Here is a 20,883-nt window from a genome sequence, read left to right on the forward strand (position 1 = left end):
TGGAGAATGGTCGTGGAGTTCAGCCAGTTGCGCATCTTCCAGGCGGTCGCCGAGGAAGGTTCCATCACCCGGGCGGCCGAGCGCCTGCATCGGGTGCCGTCCAACCTGTCGACGCGGCTCAAGCAACTGGAAGAGCAACTGGGCGTCGAGCTGTTCCTGCGGGAACGGCAGCGGCTGCAACTGTCGCCAGCGGGCAAGGTACTGCTCGATTACGCCGCGCGCCTGTTTGCCCTGCGCGATGAGGCCCATGGGGCAGTGCAGGGCGGTCAGCCGGCCGGGGATTTCGTACTGGGCACCATGTACAGCACGGCGGCGATTCAATTACCGGCGCTGCTGGCGCGTTACCACCGCGCCTACCCGGCGGTGAACCTGCAGGTGCAATCGGCGCCCAGCAGCGAGTTGCTCGAAGGCCTGCTGGCCGGGCGCCTGGATGCGGTGCTGGTGGACGGCCCTCTGGAGCTGGCCAGCCTGGACGGGGTGCCGCTGTGCGATGAAAAGCTGGTGCTGATCAGCGAGGCGGATCATCCGCCGATCCGCAGCGCCCGGGATGTCGAAGGGCGCGCGGTGTTCACCTTTCGTCGCGGCTGTTCGTATCGCCTGCGCCTGGAGTCGTGGTTCGCCCACTATCATGCGGCCATGGGGCGGGCGATAGAAATCGAGTCCTATCAGGGGATGCTGGCCTGCGTGATTGCCGGCTCCGGGGTGGCGCTGATGTCGGAGTCGATGCTCGCCAGCCTGCCCGGTCGCGAAAGCGTGGCGGTCCATCCGCTGGCCGAGCCGTTCGCCAGTGCCACCACCTGGCTGATGTGGCGCAAGGGCATGCTCGGTGCCAACCTCAATGCCTGGATCGAGCTGCAACAGGCGAGTCAGACGGATCTGCGGGCGACGGCCTGAAACGGGCGGGCTGATTCAGATTAATCCGGTAACAGATCATTGCCATCCAGGTTGAGCAATGCGCGGAACTTAGCGCTATTATCAGAGCTAAGCGGCTCCTGAACCCTGCCGCTGGGCACGACCCTTAAGGGGGGCACTATGAAAGAGAAACTGCAAAACTGGCTTCACGACCTCGGGGTCGCACTGGGACTGATCGAGCCGCCATTGCAGCCGGTGCCAATTCGCACAGACGACGAACAACGGCGTCGGCAACAGCGTCGCCGCTAACCATCGGCTCGGGAGTGGAGCAGGCCTTTTCAGCCTGCTCCCGTCACTTTTCAGCCTGCTCCCGTCACTTTTCAGCCGCGCGAGGGCAGGTTCACTCGCGATCGGTTGCCGCCTTCTGATTCAAACCCGTCAACTCGCAACCCGCCAATGGCGCCCAGCGCCGTGAAATCCTTAGCGCCGTGAAATCGTCAGCAGAAACCGGCTCAGGTCGTTGGCGCTGTTCGCCGCCTTGAGCATCTGGTCTTCTTCGTGGGTGAAGGCGGTCACTCCAAACTCATCTTCCAGGTGGAAGATCAGGTCCTCGATATCCTGCTTGTCCAACCCCAATTCCTGCAGACTCACGTCGTCGGAAAATCCGTCATTGCCATCCAGCAGGCGGCTGATGAAGTCATGCACGGCTTGTCGGACTTCGGCTCTATTCATGTCGCTCTTTTCGCCAGGGGCCTGCGCAGGGGCTTTGAAGCGGGCGGGATTGTGTGCAGTACAGCACAGCTTCAGGGGTGCCGACGGATCCAATCCTCGATCATCGTGCGCAGCTGCGCTCCCGAAAAACTGCCGAAATGGCCGCCGTGCACAGTACGCACCGGCAGCTGGTACAGGCGTTCCAGGCTGGTGGCGTAGTCCTCCAGGTTGGAGTGATAGGCGTCTTCGACCAGCGGACCGTCGTAGATGATGTCGCCGCTGAACAGGGTGCCGCTGGCCGCTTCCCAGAGGCTGATCCCCCCGGGGGAGTGACCGGGCGTATGCAGCACCTGGAGGCTACGGTTGCCCAGGTCGAGCACGTCGCCTTCCTCGATCAGGCGCGTTGCCGGGGCGGCCTTGACCCGATATTCGGCGTAGCACAACGGGCAATCCGGGTGGGCCTCGAACATTGCGTCGCCAACGTAGGCGGCAGACAGGGTATTGGCGCCGTCGGGCGCGGCGAGGATCTGCGCCTCGGCCGGGTGCACCAGGCGTTCGGGGAATTCGTGATGTCCGGCGATATGGTCGAAATGGCAATGGCTGGCCACCGCCAGCAAGGGCCGTTCGGTGAGCCAGGGCAACTGCTCGCGCAGGCTGACCAGGCCGGAGCCGCTGTCCAGCAGCAAGTCCCTGTCGCGGCCCTGGATATGCCACAGGTTGCAGCGATAGAACGGCCGGATATAGGGCTCGTGGATCAGCCGAATCCCGTCGCTCAGGCTTCTGACTTCGAACCAGCGGTCGCGGCTGACAATCTTCATCGACTTTCCTCCAGGCGAAAAAAACGGGTGCAGCCACCGACGCTGCACCCGCCGAAGAAAAATGTACGGCGTCTGACCTGAGGTTAGATCGCGTTGGCCAGGGTTGCCGGACGACGAGACAGCAGGCTCACCACCACGAAGCTGATCAGGCCGACAGCCAGGCTGTAGTAGATCGGGGTGTTGGCATCCAGGCCGTCCTTGAACATGAACGCCAGGGCGGTGAGGAAGCCCAGGCCCATGCTGGCGATGGCGCCGGCGGTGGTCGCGCGTTTCCAGAATATGGCGCCGATCAGCGGGATCAGCATGCCTCCCACCAGCAGGTTATAGGCCAGGGTCAGGGCGCTGATCACGTCGTTGACCACCAGGGCGATGCCCAGTACCAGGATGCCGGTCAGCAGGGTGAACAGGCGGTTGATGCCCAGGCTCGACTGCTTGCCGCCACGCAGCTTGGGCAGCAGGTCTTCGGTCAGGGTGGTGGAGGCGGCCAGCAGGCCGGCGCTGGCGGTGGACATCATGGCGGCCAGGGCCGCGGCGATCACCAGGCCACGGATGCCGTCCGGCAGCGAGGCTTTGACGATGGCGGCGAAGGCGTTGTTGACGTTGTCCAGGTCCGGCAGCAAGACGTGCGCGGCCATGCCGATCAGGGCGCAGGCCAGGCCGTAGAGGATGCAGTAGAAGCCGGCGACGGTGCCGGCGTATTGCGCGACTTTTTCGGTCTTGGCGGTGAACACCCGTTGCCAGATGTCCTGGCCGATCAGGATGCCGAAGAAGTAGATCATGAAGTAGGTGACGATGGTGTCCCAGCCGATGGTGGTGAAGCTGAAGCTGGCCGCCGGCAGCTTGGCCACCAGCTCATCCCAGCCACCGACGCGGTACAGGCAGATCGGCAGCAGGATGAACATCAGGCCGACGGTCTTGATCACGAACTGGACGATGTCGGTCAGGGTCAGCGACCACATGCCGCCGATCGCCGAATAGATCACCACCACGCCGCCGCCCAGCAGCACCGAGATCCAGAACGGCAGGCCGAACAGCACTTGTAGCACGGTGCCGATGGCGAGGATCGAGGTCACGCCGATCATCAGCGCGTAGGCCAGCATGATCACCGCGCTGGCCTGGCGGGCCATCGGGTTGTAGCGTTTTTCCAGGACCTGGGTAACGGTGAAGATCCGCAGCTTGAGCAGGGGTTTGGCCAGCAGCAGGTTGAGGGCGATGATGCCCAGGCCCAGCGCCGCGCACAGCCAGAAACCGGAGATACCGTGGACATAGCCCAGGCGCACGGTGCCGACGGTGGAGGCCCCGCCCAGCACGGTGGCGGCCATGGTGCCCATGTACAGGGTCGGGCCCAGGTTGCGGCCGGCTACCAGGTAGTCCTCGTGGGTCTTGGCCTTGCGCATGCCGTAATAGCCGAGCACCAGCATGCCGGCGGCATAGATGAGTACGACGAGTAGATCTAAAGCCATGATGGCGTGTCTCCGATTGTCTTTCTTATAGTGGCTTGCTGTAGAAGCGAGGCTTGCCGCAATCAAGGCGACGCGGTCTGGCGGACCCGTCGTGTGAGGCGTGATTGCCGGCGAGCCTGCCGCTACAGGTCATGCTTGAGTCAGGCGGCTTGGCGCATGACCGGTTTACCGAGCGAATCCGTGCTCTTGCTGCGTGGATCATTGGGGTCGTAGACCGCGGGCGGTTCCGGGAACAGGTTGAGCAGGGCCAGGTACACCAGCGAGGCCAGGCCCAGGGTCACCGGCAGGCTGATGTCGATGCCATCGGCCAGGTTGCCCAGCGGACCGACGAACTGCCCGGGCAGGTTGACGAAGCACAGGCCAACCAGCGCGCTGGGGATCCAGGCCCCCAGGCCACGCCAGTTCCAGCCATGCTGGAACCAGTAGCGGCCACCTCGCTCGCCACGGGTGAAGACTTGCAGGTCGTCGGGGCAGTAGAAGCCGCGACGCACCAGCAGGCCGATCAGCATGATCACCATCCACGGGGTGGTGCAGGTGATGATCAGCACGGCGAAGGTCGACACGCTCTGCACCAGGTTGGCGGCGAAGCGCCCGATGAAGATGAAGGCGATCGACAGCACGCCGATCAGCAGGGTCGCCTTGACCCGCGACAGCACCCGCGGAAACACGCTGGACATGTCCAGGCCGGTGCCATACAGCGAGGTGGTGCCGGTGGACATGCCGCCGATCACCGCGATCAGGCACACCGGCAGGAAGAACCAGCTCGGCGAGACCGCCAGCAGGCCGCCGACGTAGTTGTTGGCGGCGATGTAGTCGGGTGCCTTGATCGCCACGATGGTGGCGGTGGCCAGGCCGAACAGGAAGGGAATCAGGGTGGCGATCTGCGCGGCGATCACCGCCAGCATGATCCGGCCCTTCGGCGTTTCGCGGGGGATATAGCGCGACCAGTCGCCGAGGAACGCGCCGAAGGAAATCGGGTTGCTCATGGCCACCAGCGCGGCGCCGATAAAGGCCGCCCAGAAACCCGCCTGGCCGAGGGCCACGGTCCCGGCGAACTGGCTGTCAAAGGCCGGCGCGAAGGCGAAGATCCCCAGCAGGAACAGCAGGCTCGCCGCCCATACGGCAATGCGGTTGACCCACAGCATGAAGCGGAAGCCGTAGATGCACACCGTCAGTACCAGGATCGCGAACAGGCCGTAGGCCAGGCCCAGGGTCAGGTCGGTTTCCGGCAGGTCGATCAGGCGCTTGGCGCCGCCCACCAGGGCGTCCCCCGAACTCCACACGGAGAGCGAGAAGAAGGCGATGGCGGTAAGCAACGACAGGAACGAGCCGACGATCCGTCCGTGCACGCCGAAGTGCGCACCGGAAGAGACCGCGTTGTTGGTGCCGTTGATCGGCCCGAACAGGCCCATGGGCGCGAGGATCAATGCCCCCAGGATCACGCCCAGCACGATCGCCCAGACACCCGCCTGGAACGACAGGCCGAACAGCACCGGGAAACTGCCGAGCACGGCGGTGGCAAAGGTATTGGCGCCGCCGAAGATCAGGCGAAACAGGTCGCTGGGCCGGGCGTCGCGTTCATGGTCGGGAATCTGTTCGACTCCGTTTGTTTCGATGCTGCTAAGGCTTTTTTCTTTGTTGTTGTTATTCATGATCTGCTCCGATCACAAAGGCGCGCTCATCGTGTGTGAGCGTCACCTTTCTGGCTAAGGGGGTGGCAGCCCTTCCGGCATTGCGGACAAATGTTCGTGGCAGGCCAGCCATAGGCCTTGTTGTTGTGTGCCGGACCCTTGTCTGCAAAAAACAATGGTCTCGCGCTCCTGGCTGAAGTGTTGCTCCCCTTGCATGCGCAGCTCGGTGGCGACGTCATGAATGAATACCGCGGTGTCCCCCAGCAGGCTGACAAACGCGTTGCTCGAAGTGCAGGACAGCACCTCGAAGCCATCCTCGCGGCGCCAGCTGTCCCACAGCGCCTGGTAGGCGTCGCGGGACAGCAGGGGCTGGGCGAGGGTGTAGAAGACGAAGCTGGCGTCAACGCTGAACGCACCGAAGTAGGCTTCGCGATCGTTACGGGCGAAGGCCGCCACCAGCTCGGCGGCGGCTTTGAGAACCTGCTCGCGCTCGTTCATGGCCGGGCCTCAGCGACGCGCCACGCCCGGCAGTACGCAGAGCATTTCATACAGCAGGTTGGCGCCCAGCAGCGAGGTGTTGCCGGTGGTGTCGTACGGCGGCGAGACTTCTACCAGGTCGCAGCCGACCAGGTCGAGGCCCTGGCAGCCACGGACAATCTCGATCGCCTGGATGGTGGTCAGGCCGCCGATTTCCGGGGTGCCGGTGCCAGGCGCCCAGGCCGGGTCGATGCCGTCGATGTCGAAGCTCAGGTACACCGGGCCGTCACCGACTTTTGCCCGCACTTCGGCCATCAGCGGGTCCAGCGACTTGTGCCAGCACTCTTCGGCCTGCACCACGCGGAAACCCTGCTTGCGGCTCCAGTTGAAGTCTTCGGCGGTGTAGCCCTGGGCGCGCAGGCCGATCTGCACCACGCGGTCGCAGTCCAGCAGGCCTTCTTCGACGGCGCGGCGGAAGGTGGTGCCGTGGGCGATTTTCTCGCCGAACATGTGGTCGTTGACATCGGCGTGGGCGTCGATGTGCACCAGGCCGACCTTGCCGTGTTTCTTGTGGATGGCACGCAGGATCGGCAGGGTGATGGTGTGGTCGCCGCCCAGGGTCAGCGGGATCACGTTGTGCTCGAGGATGCCGTCGTAGGCTTCTTCGATGATGCGCACGGCGTCCAGCAGGTTGAAGGTGTTGATGGCCACGTCGCCGATGTCGGCCACGTTCAGCGAGTCGAAGGGCGCGGCGCCGGTGGCCATGTTGTACGGACGGATCATTACCGATTCGGCACGGATCTCACGGGGCCCGAAGCGGGTGCCGGCGCGCAGCGAGGTGCCGATGTCCAGCGGGACGCCGACAAAGGCGGCATCCAGGCCAGCCGGAGTAGGTACATGGGGAAGACGCATCATGGTGGCGATGCCGCCGAAGCGCGGCATTTCGTTGCCGCCCAGTGGTTGGTGGAGAATCTTGTCCACGGGATTGGCCTCATCGTTGTTTTATTTATGGGGTTTTCAGCGCAGCAATGAGTGCCGGCGAAACCGAGTGGGGCCGATTCTGCGAAATGTAGTGGGCGGGAAGAATCGCTACGGGCAAATACTTAGTTCAGATTTTTCTAAACTAAGGGCGGCGCTAGAGGATAGACTTCCCGCTGTCGAGGGTGGGTGGCGTCAGGGCTGATGCAATCGCGGGCAAGCCTCGCTCCTACAGAAACGCACGGTCCTGTAGGAGCGAGGCTTGCCCGCGATTGGCTGCATGGCAGCCATAATCAAGATCGCCAGATTCTCTATGGAGGAACGCCGATGGGGCAGGATGACCCTGACACTCGATCCCCGTTGTCGATTTTCCTTGTGGAGCTCCCATGGCCAACGCTTTACCTGATCTGAAACTATTGCGCATCTTCGTCAGCGTGGTGCGGCATCAGGGATTCGCCAATGCCCAGCACGAACTGAACCTCTCCACATCGGCCATCAGCACCTACATGAGCCAGCTGGAGTCGGCCCTGGGGTTGGTCCTGTGCCACCGTGGCCGCGGCGGTTTCAGCCTGACCAGCAAGGGCGAGCTGTTCCACCAGGAAACCCTGCGCCTGCTGGGCGAGCTGGAGGGCTTCGAGCAGTACGCTGCGGCGCTCAAGGGCGAACTGCGCGGCACCCTCAACCTGGGGGTGATCGACTCGACGGTGAGCGACAAGGCCCTGCCGTTCGCCGAAGCCATCGGCGCCTACAGCCAGGAACACCCGGCGGTGCACTTGCATCTGTCGGTGCTCAGCCCCTACGAATTGCAGCTCGGCGTGCAGGACAACCGCCTGGACCTGGCCATCGGCGCGTTCTCCACGCGCATGAGCGGGCTGGTGTACATGCCGCTGTACCGCGAGCAGCACTGGCTGTATTGCAGCAGCCGGCACCCGCTGTTCAACGAACGGCGCATTCCCGAGCAGGTGATCACCCAGCAGCGCATGGTCGGCCGTGGCTACTGGAGCCAGGCCGAACTGGCGCGCCATGGCTTCAAGCACAGCGCGGCGACGGTGGAGAGCATGGAGGCGCAGCTGATCCTGGTGCTGTCCGGCGCCTATATCGGCTACCTGCCGGAGCATTACGCCCAGGCCTGGGCCGACAAGGGCGACTTGCGCGTGCTGCTGCCGGCCACCTTCGGCTATCAGGCGCCGTTTTCGATGATCGTGCGCCGCGGGCGTAGCCGTGAGCCGCTGATCCAGACGTTCCGCGACCTGCTCAAGGCGCAGCTCAACCAGGTCTGAGGAGGCCGATGTGTCCAGAACCCAATGCCCGCGTTGCCTGCGCCCGAAAACCCATTGCCTGTGCCCGTTGATTCCACGGTTGGACAGTCGCACCCGGATCCTGCTGTTGCAGCATCCCAGCGAAGTGAACCACGCGCTGAATACTGCGCGCTTGGCGGCGCTGGGGCTGAACAATGCCGAGTTGATCGTGGGGGAGGTGTTTGACGACCTGCCGAAGCTGTTGAACTGCCCCGGGTATCAGGCGCGCCTGCTGTTCCCGGCGGAAGACGCGCAGCCGTTGCAGGCCTATTCCAGCACGCCGGACGCGCAGCCCTTGCTGCTGGTGGTACCCGACGGCACCTGGCGCAAGGCGCGCAAGTTGCTGCACCTCAATCCGCTGCTGGCCGCGTTGCCGCGAGTGACCCTGGCCGCAGGCGCGGTGTCCCGTTACCGGCTGCGCAAGGCGCCGGGACCGGGGGCCTTGTCGACCATCGAAGCCATCGTCCAGGCCCTGCAGACCCTGGAGGCGCCAACCTCGTTCGAGCCCTTGCTGAAACCTTTCGAGGCCTTGATCGACGGGCAGATTGCGGCGATGGGGGAGGACACCTATCAGCGTAACCACCTGCGGGCGCAAGACGACTCCCTGTAGCCGCTGCCGCAGGCTGCGATGGGCTGCGCAGCGGCCCAAAACGCCATACCTCATACCATCTGAAAGACCGAGGCGCCTGATTGACGCCCGCTTCGCGGTCGGTCGCAGCCTGCGGCAGCGGCTACAGGTTAACGCTCGCGCATCGCCTCGGTCCGCGCCTTGAGCACCGGCTTGAGCAGGTAGTCGAGCACGCTTTTCTCGCCGGTGATGATGTCCACCGTGGCGACCATCCCGGGGATGATCAGCAGCGGCTTGAGGTCGCCGCCCAGGTGGTTCTTGTCGGTCCGCACCTGGATCAGGTAGAAGCTGTTGCCCTTGTCGTCGGTGATGGTGTCGGCGCCGATCAGTTCCAGCTTGGCGCTCAGGCCGCCGTAGATGGTGTAGTCGTAGGCGCTGAACTTGACCATGGCTTTCTGCCCGGGATGGAGGAAGGCCACGTCCTGCGGCCGTACCTTGGCCTCGATCAGCAGGTTGTCCTCCAGCGGCACGATTTCCAGCATGTCGCTGCCCGGCTGGACCACGCCGCCGATGGTGTTGACCTTGAGCTGCTTGATCACCCCGTGCACCGGCGAGGTCACGGTGGTGCGGGTCACCCGGTCGTCGATGGCGATGCTCGAGGCGGTGATTTTCGACAGGTCGGTGCGTTTCTCGTTGAGCTCCTTGGCGGCGTCGGAGCGGAAGCCTTGTTCGGACTCGTCGATCTTGCTCCGGATTTCGTTGATCGCCGATTCCGCCCGGGGAATGGCCAGTGTCGTGGCATTCAGCGAGCCGCGGATCTCCACCGCGCTGCGCTTGAGACGCAGGATCTCCACCGGTGACACCGCGCCGGTACTTACCAGCGGCGCCGACATGTTCATCTCCTGGTTGAGCAGGGCCAGGCTGGAACTGAATTGCCCCTGTTTCGAGCGGAACTCCGCCAGCTCCTGGGTCTTTTGCCGCAGCTGTTCGCTCAAGGTCCGCTGTTCGCTGGCCAGGCGACGCTGGCGCTGTTCGTACAGCGAGCGTTCGTCCTCCGCCACCTGCGGCGCCTTGGCCACCACCTCGTCGGATGGCTTGAACGGCCGGCCCTCGGCTTCGGCGGACAGGCGTTCGACCTGGGCCATCAAGGCATAGCGGTCGGCCTCGCTTTCGCCCTTGTTCGACAAAAAGCGCGTGTCGTCCAGGCGCAGCAGGGTGTCGCCCTTGTTCACCATCTGCCCTTCACGCACGAAGATCTCGGTGACGATGCCGCCCTCCAGGTTCTGCACCACCTGCACCTTGCTCGACGGAATGGCCTTGCCTTCGCCGGTGGTCACCTCCTGCAGCACCGCGAACTTGGCCCAGAGCAGGGCACTGATGAGCAGCCCGGTGGTCAGCCAGACGACAATGCGCGAGCCGCGGGGCGAGTCCTGCAGCGAGGCACCGGCGGTTTCGGGCATGAACTCGCTTTCCGCGCTTTTGCGCAGGCTGGCGAAGTAGCCGCGTGATTGCGATGAGGCAGGCATGGGGCGACTCCTAGACCGCCGCAGAGCCGACACGGCCCTTGCGCAGTGCATCGATGACCGCTTCTTTCGGCCCGTCGGCGACGATCCGCCCGTTGTCCAGGACCACCAGCCGGTCCACCAGGCTGAGCATCGAGGTGCGGTGGGTCACCAGCAGCAGGGTCTTGCCCTGTACCCAGGCGTGCAGGCGCTGGCGCAGGGCGTCTTCGCTGCTGTTGTCCATGGCGCTGGTGGGTTCGTCCAGGAGCATGATCGGCGGGTCCAGCAGCAGCGCTCGGGCCAGCAGCACCGCCTGGCGCTGGCCGCCGGACAGCAGTTGGCCGCGCTCGCCCACCGGCCGGTCGAAGCCCTGGGGATGCTGGCGGGCCAGTTCGGTGACTCCGGTCAGCTCGGCGACCTCGAGCATGCGTGCATCGCTGATATAGCGGGCGCCGAGGGTCAGGTTGTCGCGCAGGCTGCCGGCCAGCAGCGGCAGGTCATGGGCGACATAGCCGATCTGCTGGCGCAGGTCGGCCACGTCCAGTTGGCGCAGGTCGAGGCCGTCCAGCAGCAACTGGCCTTCCTCGGGGGCATAGAAACCCATGACCAGGCGCCCCAGGGTGCTCTTGCCGGAGCCGCTGCGGCCGATGATGCCGATGCGTTCGCCGGGCTGCATGCTGAAGCTGATATTGCTCAGGGCCGCGGCATTCTGCCCCTGATAACGGAAGGTCACCTGATTGAGCGCCAGCGCGCCTTGCAGTTGCGTGCGTTCCAGCGGGCGCTGGCGGGCATCGCGCTCCTGGGGCAGGGCCATCAGGGCGTCGGTGCTGCGCATGGTCAGTTGCGCCTGCTGGTAGCGGGTGATCAGCCCGGCGATCTGCCCCAGCGGCGCCAGGACCCGGCTGCCGAGCATGTAGGTGGCCACCAGCGCGCCGACGCTGAGGTTGCCGGCGATGATGCTGTAGACCCCGGCGACTATGGTCGCCATGCCGCAGAACTGCTGGATGAACAGGGTGCCGTTGGTGGCCAGGGCCGAGAGATTGCGCGCGTGGCTGTCGAGGCGGGTGAGGGCGCCGTGGGTGCTTTCCCAGCGGTGCTGGCGTTCGCTTTCGGCGCTGCAGGCCTTGAGGGTTTCCAGGCCGCCGAGGGTCTCGATCAGCAGCGCCTGGCGTTCGGCGCCCAGGCTCAGGCTCTTTTGCACGGTGTCGCGCAGGCGGGCCTGGATCAGCATGGCGAAGACGATGGTCAGGGGAAACGCCAGCAGCGGAATCACCACCAGCCAGCCGCCGAGCAGGCCGATCACCAGCAGCATCAGGACGGCGAAGGGCAGGTCGATCAGGCTGGTCAGGGTCACGGCGGTGAGAAACTCGCGCAGGCCCTGGAAGTCATGGATGCTCTGGGCGAAGCCGCCGATGGTCGCCGGCTTGGCTTTCATCGCCATGCCGGTGATGCGCTCGAACAGGGTGGCGGAGAGGATCACGTCGGTGCGCTTGCCGGCGCTGTCCAGCAGATGGGCGCGCACCACCCGCAGCACCAGCTCGAAGCCAGTGCCGATCAACAGACCAATAGCCAGCACCCAGAGGGTCGAGGTGGCCTGGTTGGGCACCACGCGGTCGTAGGTCTGCATGACGAACAGCGGCACCATCAGCCCCAGCAGGTTGATCAACAGGCTGGCGAGGATCGCGTCGCTGTACAGCCAGCGCGAGAGTTTCAGGGTGTCGCGGAACCAGGCTTCGACCCGCGGCACCAGGGAATTGCGCAGTTCTTCCAGTTCATGGCGTGGCCGGGCGAACAGCGCCTGGCCACTGTAGTCGTCATTCAGCTCCGCCTGGCTGACCCACTGTTCGCCGCCCTCGGCTTCGCTGGGCAGGATCAGCGCCTGGCCGTCATCGCCCCAGCGGCGCAGGACCGCGCAGCGGCCATGCTTGAGGATCAGCAGCACCGGCAGGTTGAGCTTGGAAATCGCCGACAGCTCGCGGCGCAGCAGGCGCGCCTGCAGGCTGGCGCGGGCCGCGGCGCGGGGCAGCAGGTCCAGGCTCAGGCGTTGCTGGGCCAGGGGCAGCCCCGCGCTGAGGCTGGCACGGCTGACGGTGCAGTCATGCAGTTTGCAGAGGATCAGCAATCCGTCCAACAACGGGTCATCAAAGCTCAGGCGCGGATCGACGCCTGAGCTCCCGGGTTCCATGCTGGTCACATTGAAGTCCTCCGAGGACTTAACGCATCTCCGGCAGACGGGCGTCGCTCTTCACTTCGGTCTGGGCGATCGCTTCGGCTGGCACCACGACTTTTTCCTTGTTCAACAGCTCGCCCATGTTCGCCAGCACGCGATACATCGAGAACTCCTCGGTGTAGCGCACTTCGGTGTAGCGGCGGTTGGCGTTGTACAGCTCGTTTTCGCTGTCCAGCAGGTCGAGCAGGGTGCGCTGGCCGAGACCGAACTGGTCCTGGTAGGCGGCCCGTACGCGGGTGGTGGTTTCAGCGTATTCGCGAGCGGTGGGGGTCTGCTTCTTGGCGTTGAGCATGGCGTTCCAGGCCAGGGTGATGTTCTCGTTGAGCATGCGCAGCGCGTTGTTGCGGATGTCCATGGCCTGGTTGATCTTGTGCGCGTCCGATTGCAGGCGGGCCTTGTCGCTGCCGCCGCGGAACAGGTTGTAGTTCATCACCACGCCCACCCGCCATTCATTGTCGTGGCCCTTGTCGCCCTGCACGTTGTCGTTGGCGCCCACCGCGGCCTCGGCATCGAAGCGTGGGTAGAACGGCGACTTGGCGACCTCGTACTGGCTTTCGGCCGCGTGCACGTCGGCCTGGGCCGATTTCAGGTAGGGGTTGTTCTCCAGCATGCTCTGCCGGGCGTCCGGCAGGCTGGCGGGGATCTCGCCGCGCACCGAAGGCAGGCTTTCCAGTTCGTCGGGCATACGGCCCACGGCGCTGAAGAAGTTGGCCTCGGCATCGGCCAGGTCGACCTGCGCGGTGTCGTAGTTGTTTTCCGCCAGGGCGCGACGGGCCTTGGACTGGTCGAGGTCGGCGGTGCTGCCGACACCGCGTTCGCTGCGCAGGCTGATCTGGTCGTTGACCCGCAGGTGCGCCTGCAGGTTGTTCTTGGCCAGGGTCACCAGTTCGCGGCGCTTGAGCACTTCCAGGTACACCTCGATGGTGCGCAGGGCCAGGCTCTCGGCGGTACCGCGGGTGTAGTAGGCCCGCGAGTTGGAGACCGACTGGGTGCGCCCGACCTCGTTGGCGGTATTGAAGCCGTCGAAGAGCATTTGCCGCAGGCGCAACTCCGACTGGGTATAGGTCAGCGTCTCGGTGTGATGGTTGCCCAACGCGCGCGTGGTGGTGTTGTCGCTGTAGCCACGGCCATAGGCAGCATTCAGGTCCAGCGATGGATAGAAGCCCCCTTTGGCGACCTTGACGTCCTCATCAGCCGACAGACGGTTGTTCTGGCTCGCGCGCAGTTCCGGGTGGTTGTCCAGCGTGCTTTGAATCGCCTCCGTCAGAGACATGGCTTGGGCCTGATGAATACAGGCCATGGCTAATAAAATCGCGCTACTGAGGGGGGTAAAAACGCGCATGAGGTACATCTCCCTGGTCCATGTATGGTGCTTTGCAGTCGCCAAAAAAATGACGAAATTTATAGGTCAAACCGTTTCAGGCTTGTAACAACAGAGCTAAGAACATCCTGAGCGGAAGCTAAGAAGAATTTTTCATAAGCCTTATGCTGAAAAAAACTTATGCACTCTGTGAAATCCAGCACATTGTTCAGTTCGAAAGCCCCGTATTTATAGGCTCTAGGGAGCTTTTTGGGGACTTGAAAAGGTTCAACAAAATTTGCGACATAGGGCGGGAAAGGAGCGGTGAGGAGGGTGCGATACGGATTTTTGAGCGACATTTTTTTGTCACTTGCAGTGTTTTAATCCGTGTCGCGACTTTCGCGGGAGGGCTGTCCGGAGCCGGAATGCGCTTGACTGCATTCGGTTTTGCCTTCGGCAGAAACAGCAGGCCAGCGAGGGACGAGCGAGAGGGACAGGCCGGTGCGCAGGTTCGACTGAGCAGACATCAGCGAGCCTTCAGGCTGGCGTTTCCCGTCGCTGACCCGATAACGCCATAGCACTTTTCCGTGCAACCAGATGCCGATAGCGGTCGGCAGCGGAGGAAGTGCTCATGGCTAAGTTGATCGGCGTCGTCAGTAAGGTAATCGGGCAGGTAGTAGTGGTCGCGGCGGATGGCAGCCGGCGCGTCCTGATAGAAGGCGATCGTCTGTTCGCAGGGGATCAACTGGTGACCGGTGCGCAAGGCGCGGTGGCCGTGCATTTGCAGAACGGCCAGGAACTGACCCTCGGGCGCGACAGCAGCCTGCAATTGACTCCGCAACTGTTGGCGCACCAGGCGCCCCATGTACAGACTCCGGAAGCCGTGACCCCCAGCGCGGCGCAGCTGACCGATGTCGAGCAACTGCAGAAAGCCATTGCTGCCGGTGCCGACCCGACGCAAACCGGCGAAGCCACGGCGGCCGGCCCCGGTGCCACGGGTGGCACCGCCGGCGCCCTGGGCGGCGGGCACACCTTTGTACTGCTTGAAGAAGTCGCGGGTCGGGTCGAGCCGGTCATTGGTTTCCCCACCGCGGGCTTCAACGGAATTCCCGAATTCGTGCCTGAGCGGATTGCCGCGGTACCGCCAAGCGACGACAGCGGTATCGCACCGCCACCCCCACCGAACAACCCGGTCACCCTGGGCGGCCTGTCGGTCGCCAATGGCGAGTTGACCCTCAGCGAAGCCAATCTGCCCCAAGGCTCGGCGAGCAATCCGGCGGCGCTGGTGCAGAACGGCACCTTCAGTGTTTCCGCGCCCGACGGCCTGCTCAACCTCAGTGTGGGCGGGATCGTCGTGGTCAGTGGCGGGGTGGCCGCGGGCTTTCCCCAGTCGATCACCACTGCCCTGGGGAACACCCTGACCATCACCGGTTTCGATCCTGCCACGGGTACGGTCAGCTATAGCTACACCCTGGTCGGCAACGAAATCCATTCCGCCGCCGATGGCGCCAACAACCTGAGCGAGCATTTCACCGTGCTGGCCAGCGACAGCAATGGCGATTCGGCGAGCAACTCGCTGGACATCAACATTACCGACGATGTGCCCCAGGCGTTCAACGACGGCAATGGTGTCGCCTCGGAAAGCCAGCTGGTACTCACTGGCAATGTCCTGACCAATGATGTGCAGGGCGCCGACCGGGTGCCCAGCGGACCGATCATCGCCGGTACCTTCAATGGCACCTACGGCACCCTGGTGCTGGCGGCCGACGGTACCTATACCTACACCCTGCACACTGGCGATCCGGCATTCCTCGCGCTCAAGGGCGGCGGCAGTGGCACTGAAACCTTTACCTACACCCTGACCGATGCCGATGGTGACAGCAGCACCGCCAACCTGGTGCTGCAGGTGCACAACAACGACGATCCGGTGGTGATTCGCGGCTTCAACCTCGAAGGCGCCGAGGTCACGGTCTACGAGAAGCACCTGGCGGACGGCAGCAGCCCGGATGCGGGCGCGCTGACCCAGAGCGGCACCTTCAGCATCTCGGCGCTCGACGGCCTGCAAAACCTGACGGTCGGCGGTCTCTCCCTGGTCAGCGGCGGAGTGGCTGCGGGCTTCCCTCAATCGATCACCACCGGCCTGGGCAATACCCTGACCATCACCGGCTACGACCCCGGCACTGGCGTGGTCAGCTATAGCTACACCCTGGCCGCCAATGACGCGCACCCGACCGGCAACGGTAGCAACGCGCTGGGTGAGAGTTTCACGGTGTCCGTCACGGACGTCGACGGCAGCACTATCAGTGGCCTGCTGGATATCAATGTGGTCGATGACGTGCCGACGGCGGTCGACGACAGCAATGGTGTCGCCTCGGAAAGCCAGCTGACCCTGAGCGGTAATGTGCTGACCAACGATGTACAGGGCGCCGACCGGGTGCCCAGCGGGCCGATCACCGCCGGCACCTTCAACGGTACCTACGGCACCCTGGTACTGGCGGCCGACGGTACCTATACCTACACCCTGCACCCTGGTGATTCAGCGTTCCTCGCCCTTCAGGGCGGCGGTAGCGGCACCGAGACCTTTACCTACACCCTGACCGATGCCGACGGTGACAGCAGCACCGCCAACCTGGTGTTGCAGGTGCACAACAACGACGACGGCGTGACCCTTAATGGTCTGGACAGCAACGGCGGTGAACTGACGGTCTACGAGAAGAATCTGTCAGATGGCAGCAGCCCGGATGCAGGCGCGCTGACCCAGAGCGGCACCTTCACCGTGACCGCGCCGGACGGCCTGCAGAGCCTGAGCGTAGGCGGAGTTAATGTGGTGACCGGCGGGGTGCCCGCGGGCTTCCCCCAATCGATCACCACCGACCTGGGCAATACCCTGACCATCACCGGCTACAACGCGGCTACCGGGGTGATCAGCTACAGCTACACCCTGGTGGACAACGAGGATCACCCAACCGCCAACGGCGCCAACAGCCTCAGCGAACATTTCAGTGTGCTGGCGACCGATGTCGATGGCAGCACCGCCAGCGGTTCGCTGGATGTGAACGTGGTGGATGACCTGCCAACAGCGGTCAATGACAGCAACGGCGTCGCCTCGGAAAGCCAGCTGGTGCTCAGTGGCAACGTACTGACCAACGATATACAAGGCGCCGACCGGGTACCTACTGGTCCAGTCACCGCCGGCACCTTCACCGGCACCTACGGCACCCTGGTTCTCGCAGCCGATGGCACCTACACCTATACCCTCAATGCCGAGGATGCCGACTTCAAGGCCTTGTACGGCAATGGCAACGGCACGGAGACCTTCGCCTACACCATCACCGACGCCGACGGCGACTCCAGCACCGCCAACCTGGTGCTGGACATCCATAACAACGATGACTGCGTGACCCTCTACTGCCTGGATGTCCCGGGTGGCGAGCTGACGGTCTACGAGAAGCACCTCAGCGACGGTACCAGCCCCAATGCCCCGGCCTTGACCCAGAGCGGCTTCTTCGCCGTTAGCGCGCCGGACGGCCTGCAAACCCTGACCGTGGGCGGGATCAATGTGGTGACCGGCGGAGTGGCCGCGGGCTTCCCGCAATCGATAATGACCGCCCTGGGCAACGTCCTGACCATTAACGGTTACGACGCCAGCACCGGTGTCGTCAGTTACAGCTACACCTTGCTTGACAATGAAAATCACCCGACGGGGCTGGGGGCCAACAGCATCGCCGAGCATTTCACTGTGTTCGCCAGCGATGGCGACGGCAGCAGTGCCTCCGGGGTGATCGATGTGAATATCGTCGATGACTTGCCCACCGCGAATCCTGACGTGGTGATGGCCGACGAAGGCACCACCATCAGCGGTAACGTGCTGGGTAACGACGTTGGGGGAGCCGATGGGCCGGCAGCCACGGGCGCGGTGGTCGGCGTGCGCGCCGGCAGCGATACCTCGACCTCGGCCATTGGCGGTTTGAACACCACCATCAACGGCCTGTATGGCACGCTGACCCTGGACGCCTTCGGCAACGCGACCTATCACAGCTATCCGAACTCGGTCACCGCTCCCGATTCGGAGGATGTGTTCGTCTACACCGTGCGTGACGCGGACGGCGATGAAAGCACCACCACCATCACCATCCAGATCTGCGGCAACGAGCTCAGGGCGGTCACTGACCAGGATGTCACTGTCTTCGAAAAAGCCCTGGACCTGAACAAGGATGGCCAGGACCTGGCGGCCGGCACGGTGATCGGCAGTGACCCGGGCAATACCGGCGAAACCGCCACCGGCACCCTGGTCGGCTCGGTCATCGGCGGCAGTGGGGCGATCACCTACACCCTGGTCGGCAGCGCCACTGGCACTTACGGGCAGATCCTGCTCAACCCCGACGGCACCTACCGCTACACCCTGACCTCGGCGCCGAAAACCTCGCCGACCGCCAACGACGGCCCCAACGTGCTGAGCGAAAGCTTCACCTACAAGGCCACCGACGCGGTGGGCAATACCACCACTAGCACCATCCAGATCAGCATCGTCGACGATGTGCCCCAGGCGGTCGCCAGCGAGCGTTCGGTCACCGCGCTGGAAGTCGATTCCAACCTGCTGCTGGTGATCGACGTCTCCGGCAGCATGGCCGATCCGTCGGGCGTCCCCGGCCTGTCGCGCCTGGAGCTGGCCAAGCAGGCGATCAGCACCTTGCTCGACAAGTACGACGACATGGGCGATGTGAAGGTGCAGATCGTCACCTTCAGCAGCAGCGCCACGGACAAGACGCCGATCTGGGTCGATGTGGCGACGGCCAAGTCGATCATTGCCTCACTGAGCGCGGGCGGCGGCACCAACTACGATGCGGCCGTAGCCGCGGCGAAGCTGGCGTTCGGCACCAGTGGCCAGATCAGCGGCGCGCAGAACGTCGGTTATTTCTTCTCCGACGGCAAGCCCACCGATGGCCAGGAAATCGGCACGGCTGACGAGACCGCCTGGAAAGCCTTCCTCGACGCCAACGGCATCAAGAACTATGCAATCGGCCTGGGCAGCGGTGTCAGCAACAGCAACCTCGACCCGCTGGCCTATGACGGCAGTACTCATATCGACACCAATGCCGTGGTGGTCACCGACCTGAACCAGCTCGACTCGGTGCTGGCCGGTACGGTACAGGGCACCCCGGTCACCGGCTCGCTGCTCGGCGAAGGCGGCTCGTTCGGCGCCGACGGCGGTTTCATCAAGACCCTGGTGGTCGATGGCACCACCTACACCTATGACCCCAGCGGCAATGGCAACCAGGGCTCGCTGAGCTTCAGCGGCGGGGTCAACCACGGCACCTTCAACACCCTGGACAACAGCCTCAGCATCGCCACCAACAATGGCGGCACGCTGGTGGTGAAACTCGACACGGGCGACTACACCTACACCTCGCAGAAAATCACCAGCGTGGTGCTGACCGAGACGGTCGGCTTCACCGTCAGCGACAACGACGGCGACCTGGCCAGCTCGACCCTGGTGGTCAAGGTCAACCCGAACGCGGCGCCGGTGGCGGGCGACGACCACATCATCACCAACATTCTGTCGGGCACTATCGTGGTGCCGGCCGATGCCCTGCTGGCCAACGACAGCGACGCCAACGGCGATCCGCTGACGGCCGCGCCGACCAGCTTCAACACCGGCTGGTTGTCCCCGGGGGCGGACTTTACCGCCGGCAGCCTGCAGACCATCGGCTTCACCGGAGGGTCCAACCAGACCCTGACCGTCGCCCGGGCCTCGTTCAATGCCAATACGGCGGCGATGACGGCCGCGGTGGTGATCAGCGGCTTCCTGGGCAGCATCAACAACGGCAATGACAACGACGAGGATGTGATCAGCGTCAACCTGAAGCAGGGCGAGACCCTGAACCTGGATCACAACCTGACGGCGGGCCGGGTGGGCATGGAGTACGCCTTCAATGGCGGGGCCTACACCGCGATTACCGACGGTGGCTCGTTCACCGCGGGGGCGGACGGCACCTACCAGATCCATATCACCAACCTGACCAACCCCAGCGGCGGCAACGCCAACGGTTCGGAAAACTACCAACTGACCATGACCGTCAACTACGCCGGCGGCCAGGAATCCACGCCGGATTACCACGGCACCTACACCGCCAGCGACAGCCATGGCGGCAGCGACAGCGCGGCGGTGAGCATCAGCTATCAGGGCGGCCATACCCTGACCGGCACCGCTGGCGACGATGTGCTGCTGGCCGGCAGCGGCGACAACCTGATCAATGCCGGCGACGGCAACGACGTGCTTATCGCCGGCAGCGGCAACAACACCCTGCATGGCGACGCTGGCAATGACCTGCTGTTCAGCGGGCCGGGCAACGACCTGCTCGACGGTGGCACGGGCAACGACACCGCCAGCTACGCCCATGCCAGTGCCGGGGTCACGGTCGACCTCGCGCTGCTCGGTGCGCAGAACACCGGCGGTGCCGGCACCGATATCCTGGCCGCCATCGAAAACCTGGTGGGCTCCAACTACAACGACAGCCTGACCGGCGACAGCAACGCCAACATCATCACCGGCGGCCTGGGCAACGATGTGCTCAACGGCGGTGGCGGCGACGACCTGTTGATCGGCGGGCTGGGCAACAACACCCTGACCGGTGGCAGCGGCAGCGACACCTTCCAGTGGCAGCAGGGCAACAGCGGGCATGACCTGGTCACCGACTTCACGCCGGGCACCGACAAGCTCGACCTGTCGCAACTGCTGCAAGGCGAGAACGCCAGCAGCGCATCGCTGGATGACTACCTGCACTTCACCGTCACCGGCAGCGGCCCGTCGCTGGTCACCAGCATCGATGTCAGCGCGGCGGCGGGGGCCACGCCGAGCCAGACCATCGACCTGGCCGGGGTCAACCTGGCGGCGCATTACGGGGTGACGCCGGGCGCGGGTGGGGTGATCGCCGGTGGCGCGGATACCGCGACCATCATCAACGGCATGCTCAACGACCATTCGCTGAAGGTCGATACCGTCTGAGGCCCGACGGGCCCGGCGCCAGCCTCGAGCGAGGCTGGCGCCGGGGCTG

The 20,883-nt window shown here is 64.3% G+C and carries 15 protein-coding genes; 5 read left to right on the top strand and 10 right to left on the bottom strand.

Annotation, left to right across the window (positions count from 1 at the left end; translation table 11 throughout):
- The first annotated feature begins 12 nt into the window (after positions 1-12).
- Both DK261_RS27720 and DK261_RS33690 read left to right on the top strand, forming a co-directional pair.
- A complete protein-coding gene (locus DK261_RS27720; RefSeq protein ID WP_041987047.1) occupies positions 13-894 on the top strand; it encodes a LysR family transcriptional regulator in 882 nt (293 codons plus the stop codon).
- A gap of 138 nt (positions 895-1,032) precedes the next feature.
- Entirely contained in the window at positions 1,033-1,161 is a 129-nt protein-coding gene (locus DK261_RS33690) for a PA1414 family protein (protein ID WP_009042667.1), read from the top strand.
- Between the two features lie 171 nt (positions 1,162-1,332).
- Here DK261_RS33690 and DK261_RS27725 read toward each other — a convergent pair whose 3' ends face one another.
- From DK261_RS27725 to speB, 6 genes are all read right to left on the bottom strand, one after another.
- Positions 1,333-1,584 carry a hypothetical protein gene (locus DK261_RS27725; RefSeq protein ID WP_009047628.1) on the bottom strand — a complete coding sequence of 84 codons (252 nt, stop codon included), beginning with the start codon at positions 1,582-1,584 and terminating at the stop codon, positions 1,333-1,335.
- 71 nt (positions 1,585-1,655) lie between these two features.
- Entirely contained in the window at positions 1,656-2,381 is a 726-nt protein-coding gene (locus DK261_RS27730) for an MBL fold metallo-hydrolase (protein WP_009047629.1), read from the bottom strand.
- An 83-nt stretch (positions 2,382-2,464) separates the two neighbouring features.
- Positions 2,465-3,844, bottom strand: coding sequence for a sodium:solute symporter (locus DK261_RS27735; protein ID WP_016702295.1), 1,380 nt, complete (start codon positions 3,842-3,844; stop codon positions 2,465-2,467).
- Between the two features lie 140 nt (positions 3,845-3,984).
- Entirely contained in the window at positions 3,985-5,496 is a 1,512-nt protein-coding gene (locus DK261_RS27740) for a cytosine permease (protein ID WP_110177045.1), read from the bottom strand.
- A gap of 54 nt (positions 5,497-5,550) precedes the next feature.
- Positions 5,551-5,973, bottom strand: coding sequence for a nuclear transport factor 2 family protein (locus DK261_RS27745; RefSeq protein WP_009047633.1), 423 nt, complete (start codon positions 5,971-5,973; stop codon positions 5,551-5,553).
- 9 nt (positions 5,974-5,982) lie between these two features.
- Complete coding sequence (speB, locus tag DK261_RS27750) at positions 5,983-6,933, bottom strand: agmatinase (protein WP_007920678.1); 951 nt, start codon at positions 6,931-6,933, stop codon at positions 5,983-5,985.
- A gap of 383 nt (positions 6,934-7,316) precedes the next feature.
- Here speB and DK261_RS27755 point away from each other — a divergent pair, with 383 nt between their 5' ends.
- Positions 7,317-8,210 (top strand): LysR family transcriptional regulator, encoded by an 894-nt coding sequence (locus DK261_RS27755; RefSeq protein ID WP_009047635.1) that lies wholly within the window; start codon positions 7,317-7,319, stop codon positions 8,208-8,210.
- A gap of 10 nt (positions 8,211-8,220) precedes the next feature.
- Positions 8,221-8,838 (top strand): tRNA-uridine aminocarboxypropyltransferase, encoded by a 618-nt coding sequence (locus DK261_RS27760; protein ID WP_038630972.1) that lies wholly within the window; start codon positions 8,221-8,223, stop codon positions 8,836-8,838.
- Between the two features lie 128 nt (positions 8,839-8,966).
- Here the strand turns inward: DK261_RS27760 and DK261_RS27765 are convergent, their stop codons facing one another.
- The 4 genes from DK261_RS27765 to DK261_RS32980 are packed head-to-tail and all read right to left on the bottom strand — an operon-like array spanning position 8,967 to position 14,187.
- Positions 8,967-10,322, bottom strand: a complete 1,356-nt coding sequence (locus DK261_RS27765) for an HlyD family type I secretion periplasmic adaptor subunit (RefSeq protein WP_016702292.1) — start codon at positions 10,320-10,322, stop codon at positions 8,967-8,969.
- Between the two features lie 10 nt (positions 10,323-10,332).
- On the bottom strand, positions 10,333-12,492 hold the full coding sequence (locus DK261_RS27770; protein ID WP_039967835.1) for a type I secretion system permease/ATPase: 2,160 nt from the start codon (positions 12,490-12,492) through the stop codon (positions 10,333-10,335).
- 19 nt (positions 12,493-12,511) lie between these two features.
- The gene (locus DK261_RS27775; protein WP_009047639.1) at positions 12,512-13,870 is read right to left on the bottom strand and encodes a TolC family outer membrane protein; all 1,359 of its coding nucleotides are present in this window, start codon (positions 13,868-13,870) and stop codon (positions 12,512-12,514) included.
- Between the two features lie 59 nt (positions 13,871-13,929).
- Complete coding sequence (locus DK261_RS32980) at positions 13,930-14,187, bottom strand: hypothetical protein (protein ID WP_135006320.1); 258 nt, start codon at positions 14,185-14,187, stop codon at positions 13,930-13,932.
- A 272-nt stretch (positions 14,188-14,459) separates the two neighbouring features.
- Here DK261_RS32980 and DK261_RS27785 point away from each other — a divergent pair, with 272 nt between their 5' ends.
- Complete coding sequence (locus DK261_RS27785; RefSeq protein WP_110177047.1) at positions 14,460-20,834, top strand: retention module-containing protein; 6,375 nt, start codon at positions 14,460-14,462, stop codon at positions 20,832-20,834.
- The last annotated feature ends 49 nt before the right edge of the window (positions 20,835-20,883 follow it).

The sequence above is a fragment of the Pseudomonas sp. RW409 genome, from assembly GCF_003184125.1.
GTDB lineage: Bacteria > Pseudomonadota > Gammaproteobacteria > Pseudomonadales > Pseudomonadaceae > Aquipseudomonas > Aquipseudomonas chlororaphis_I.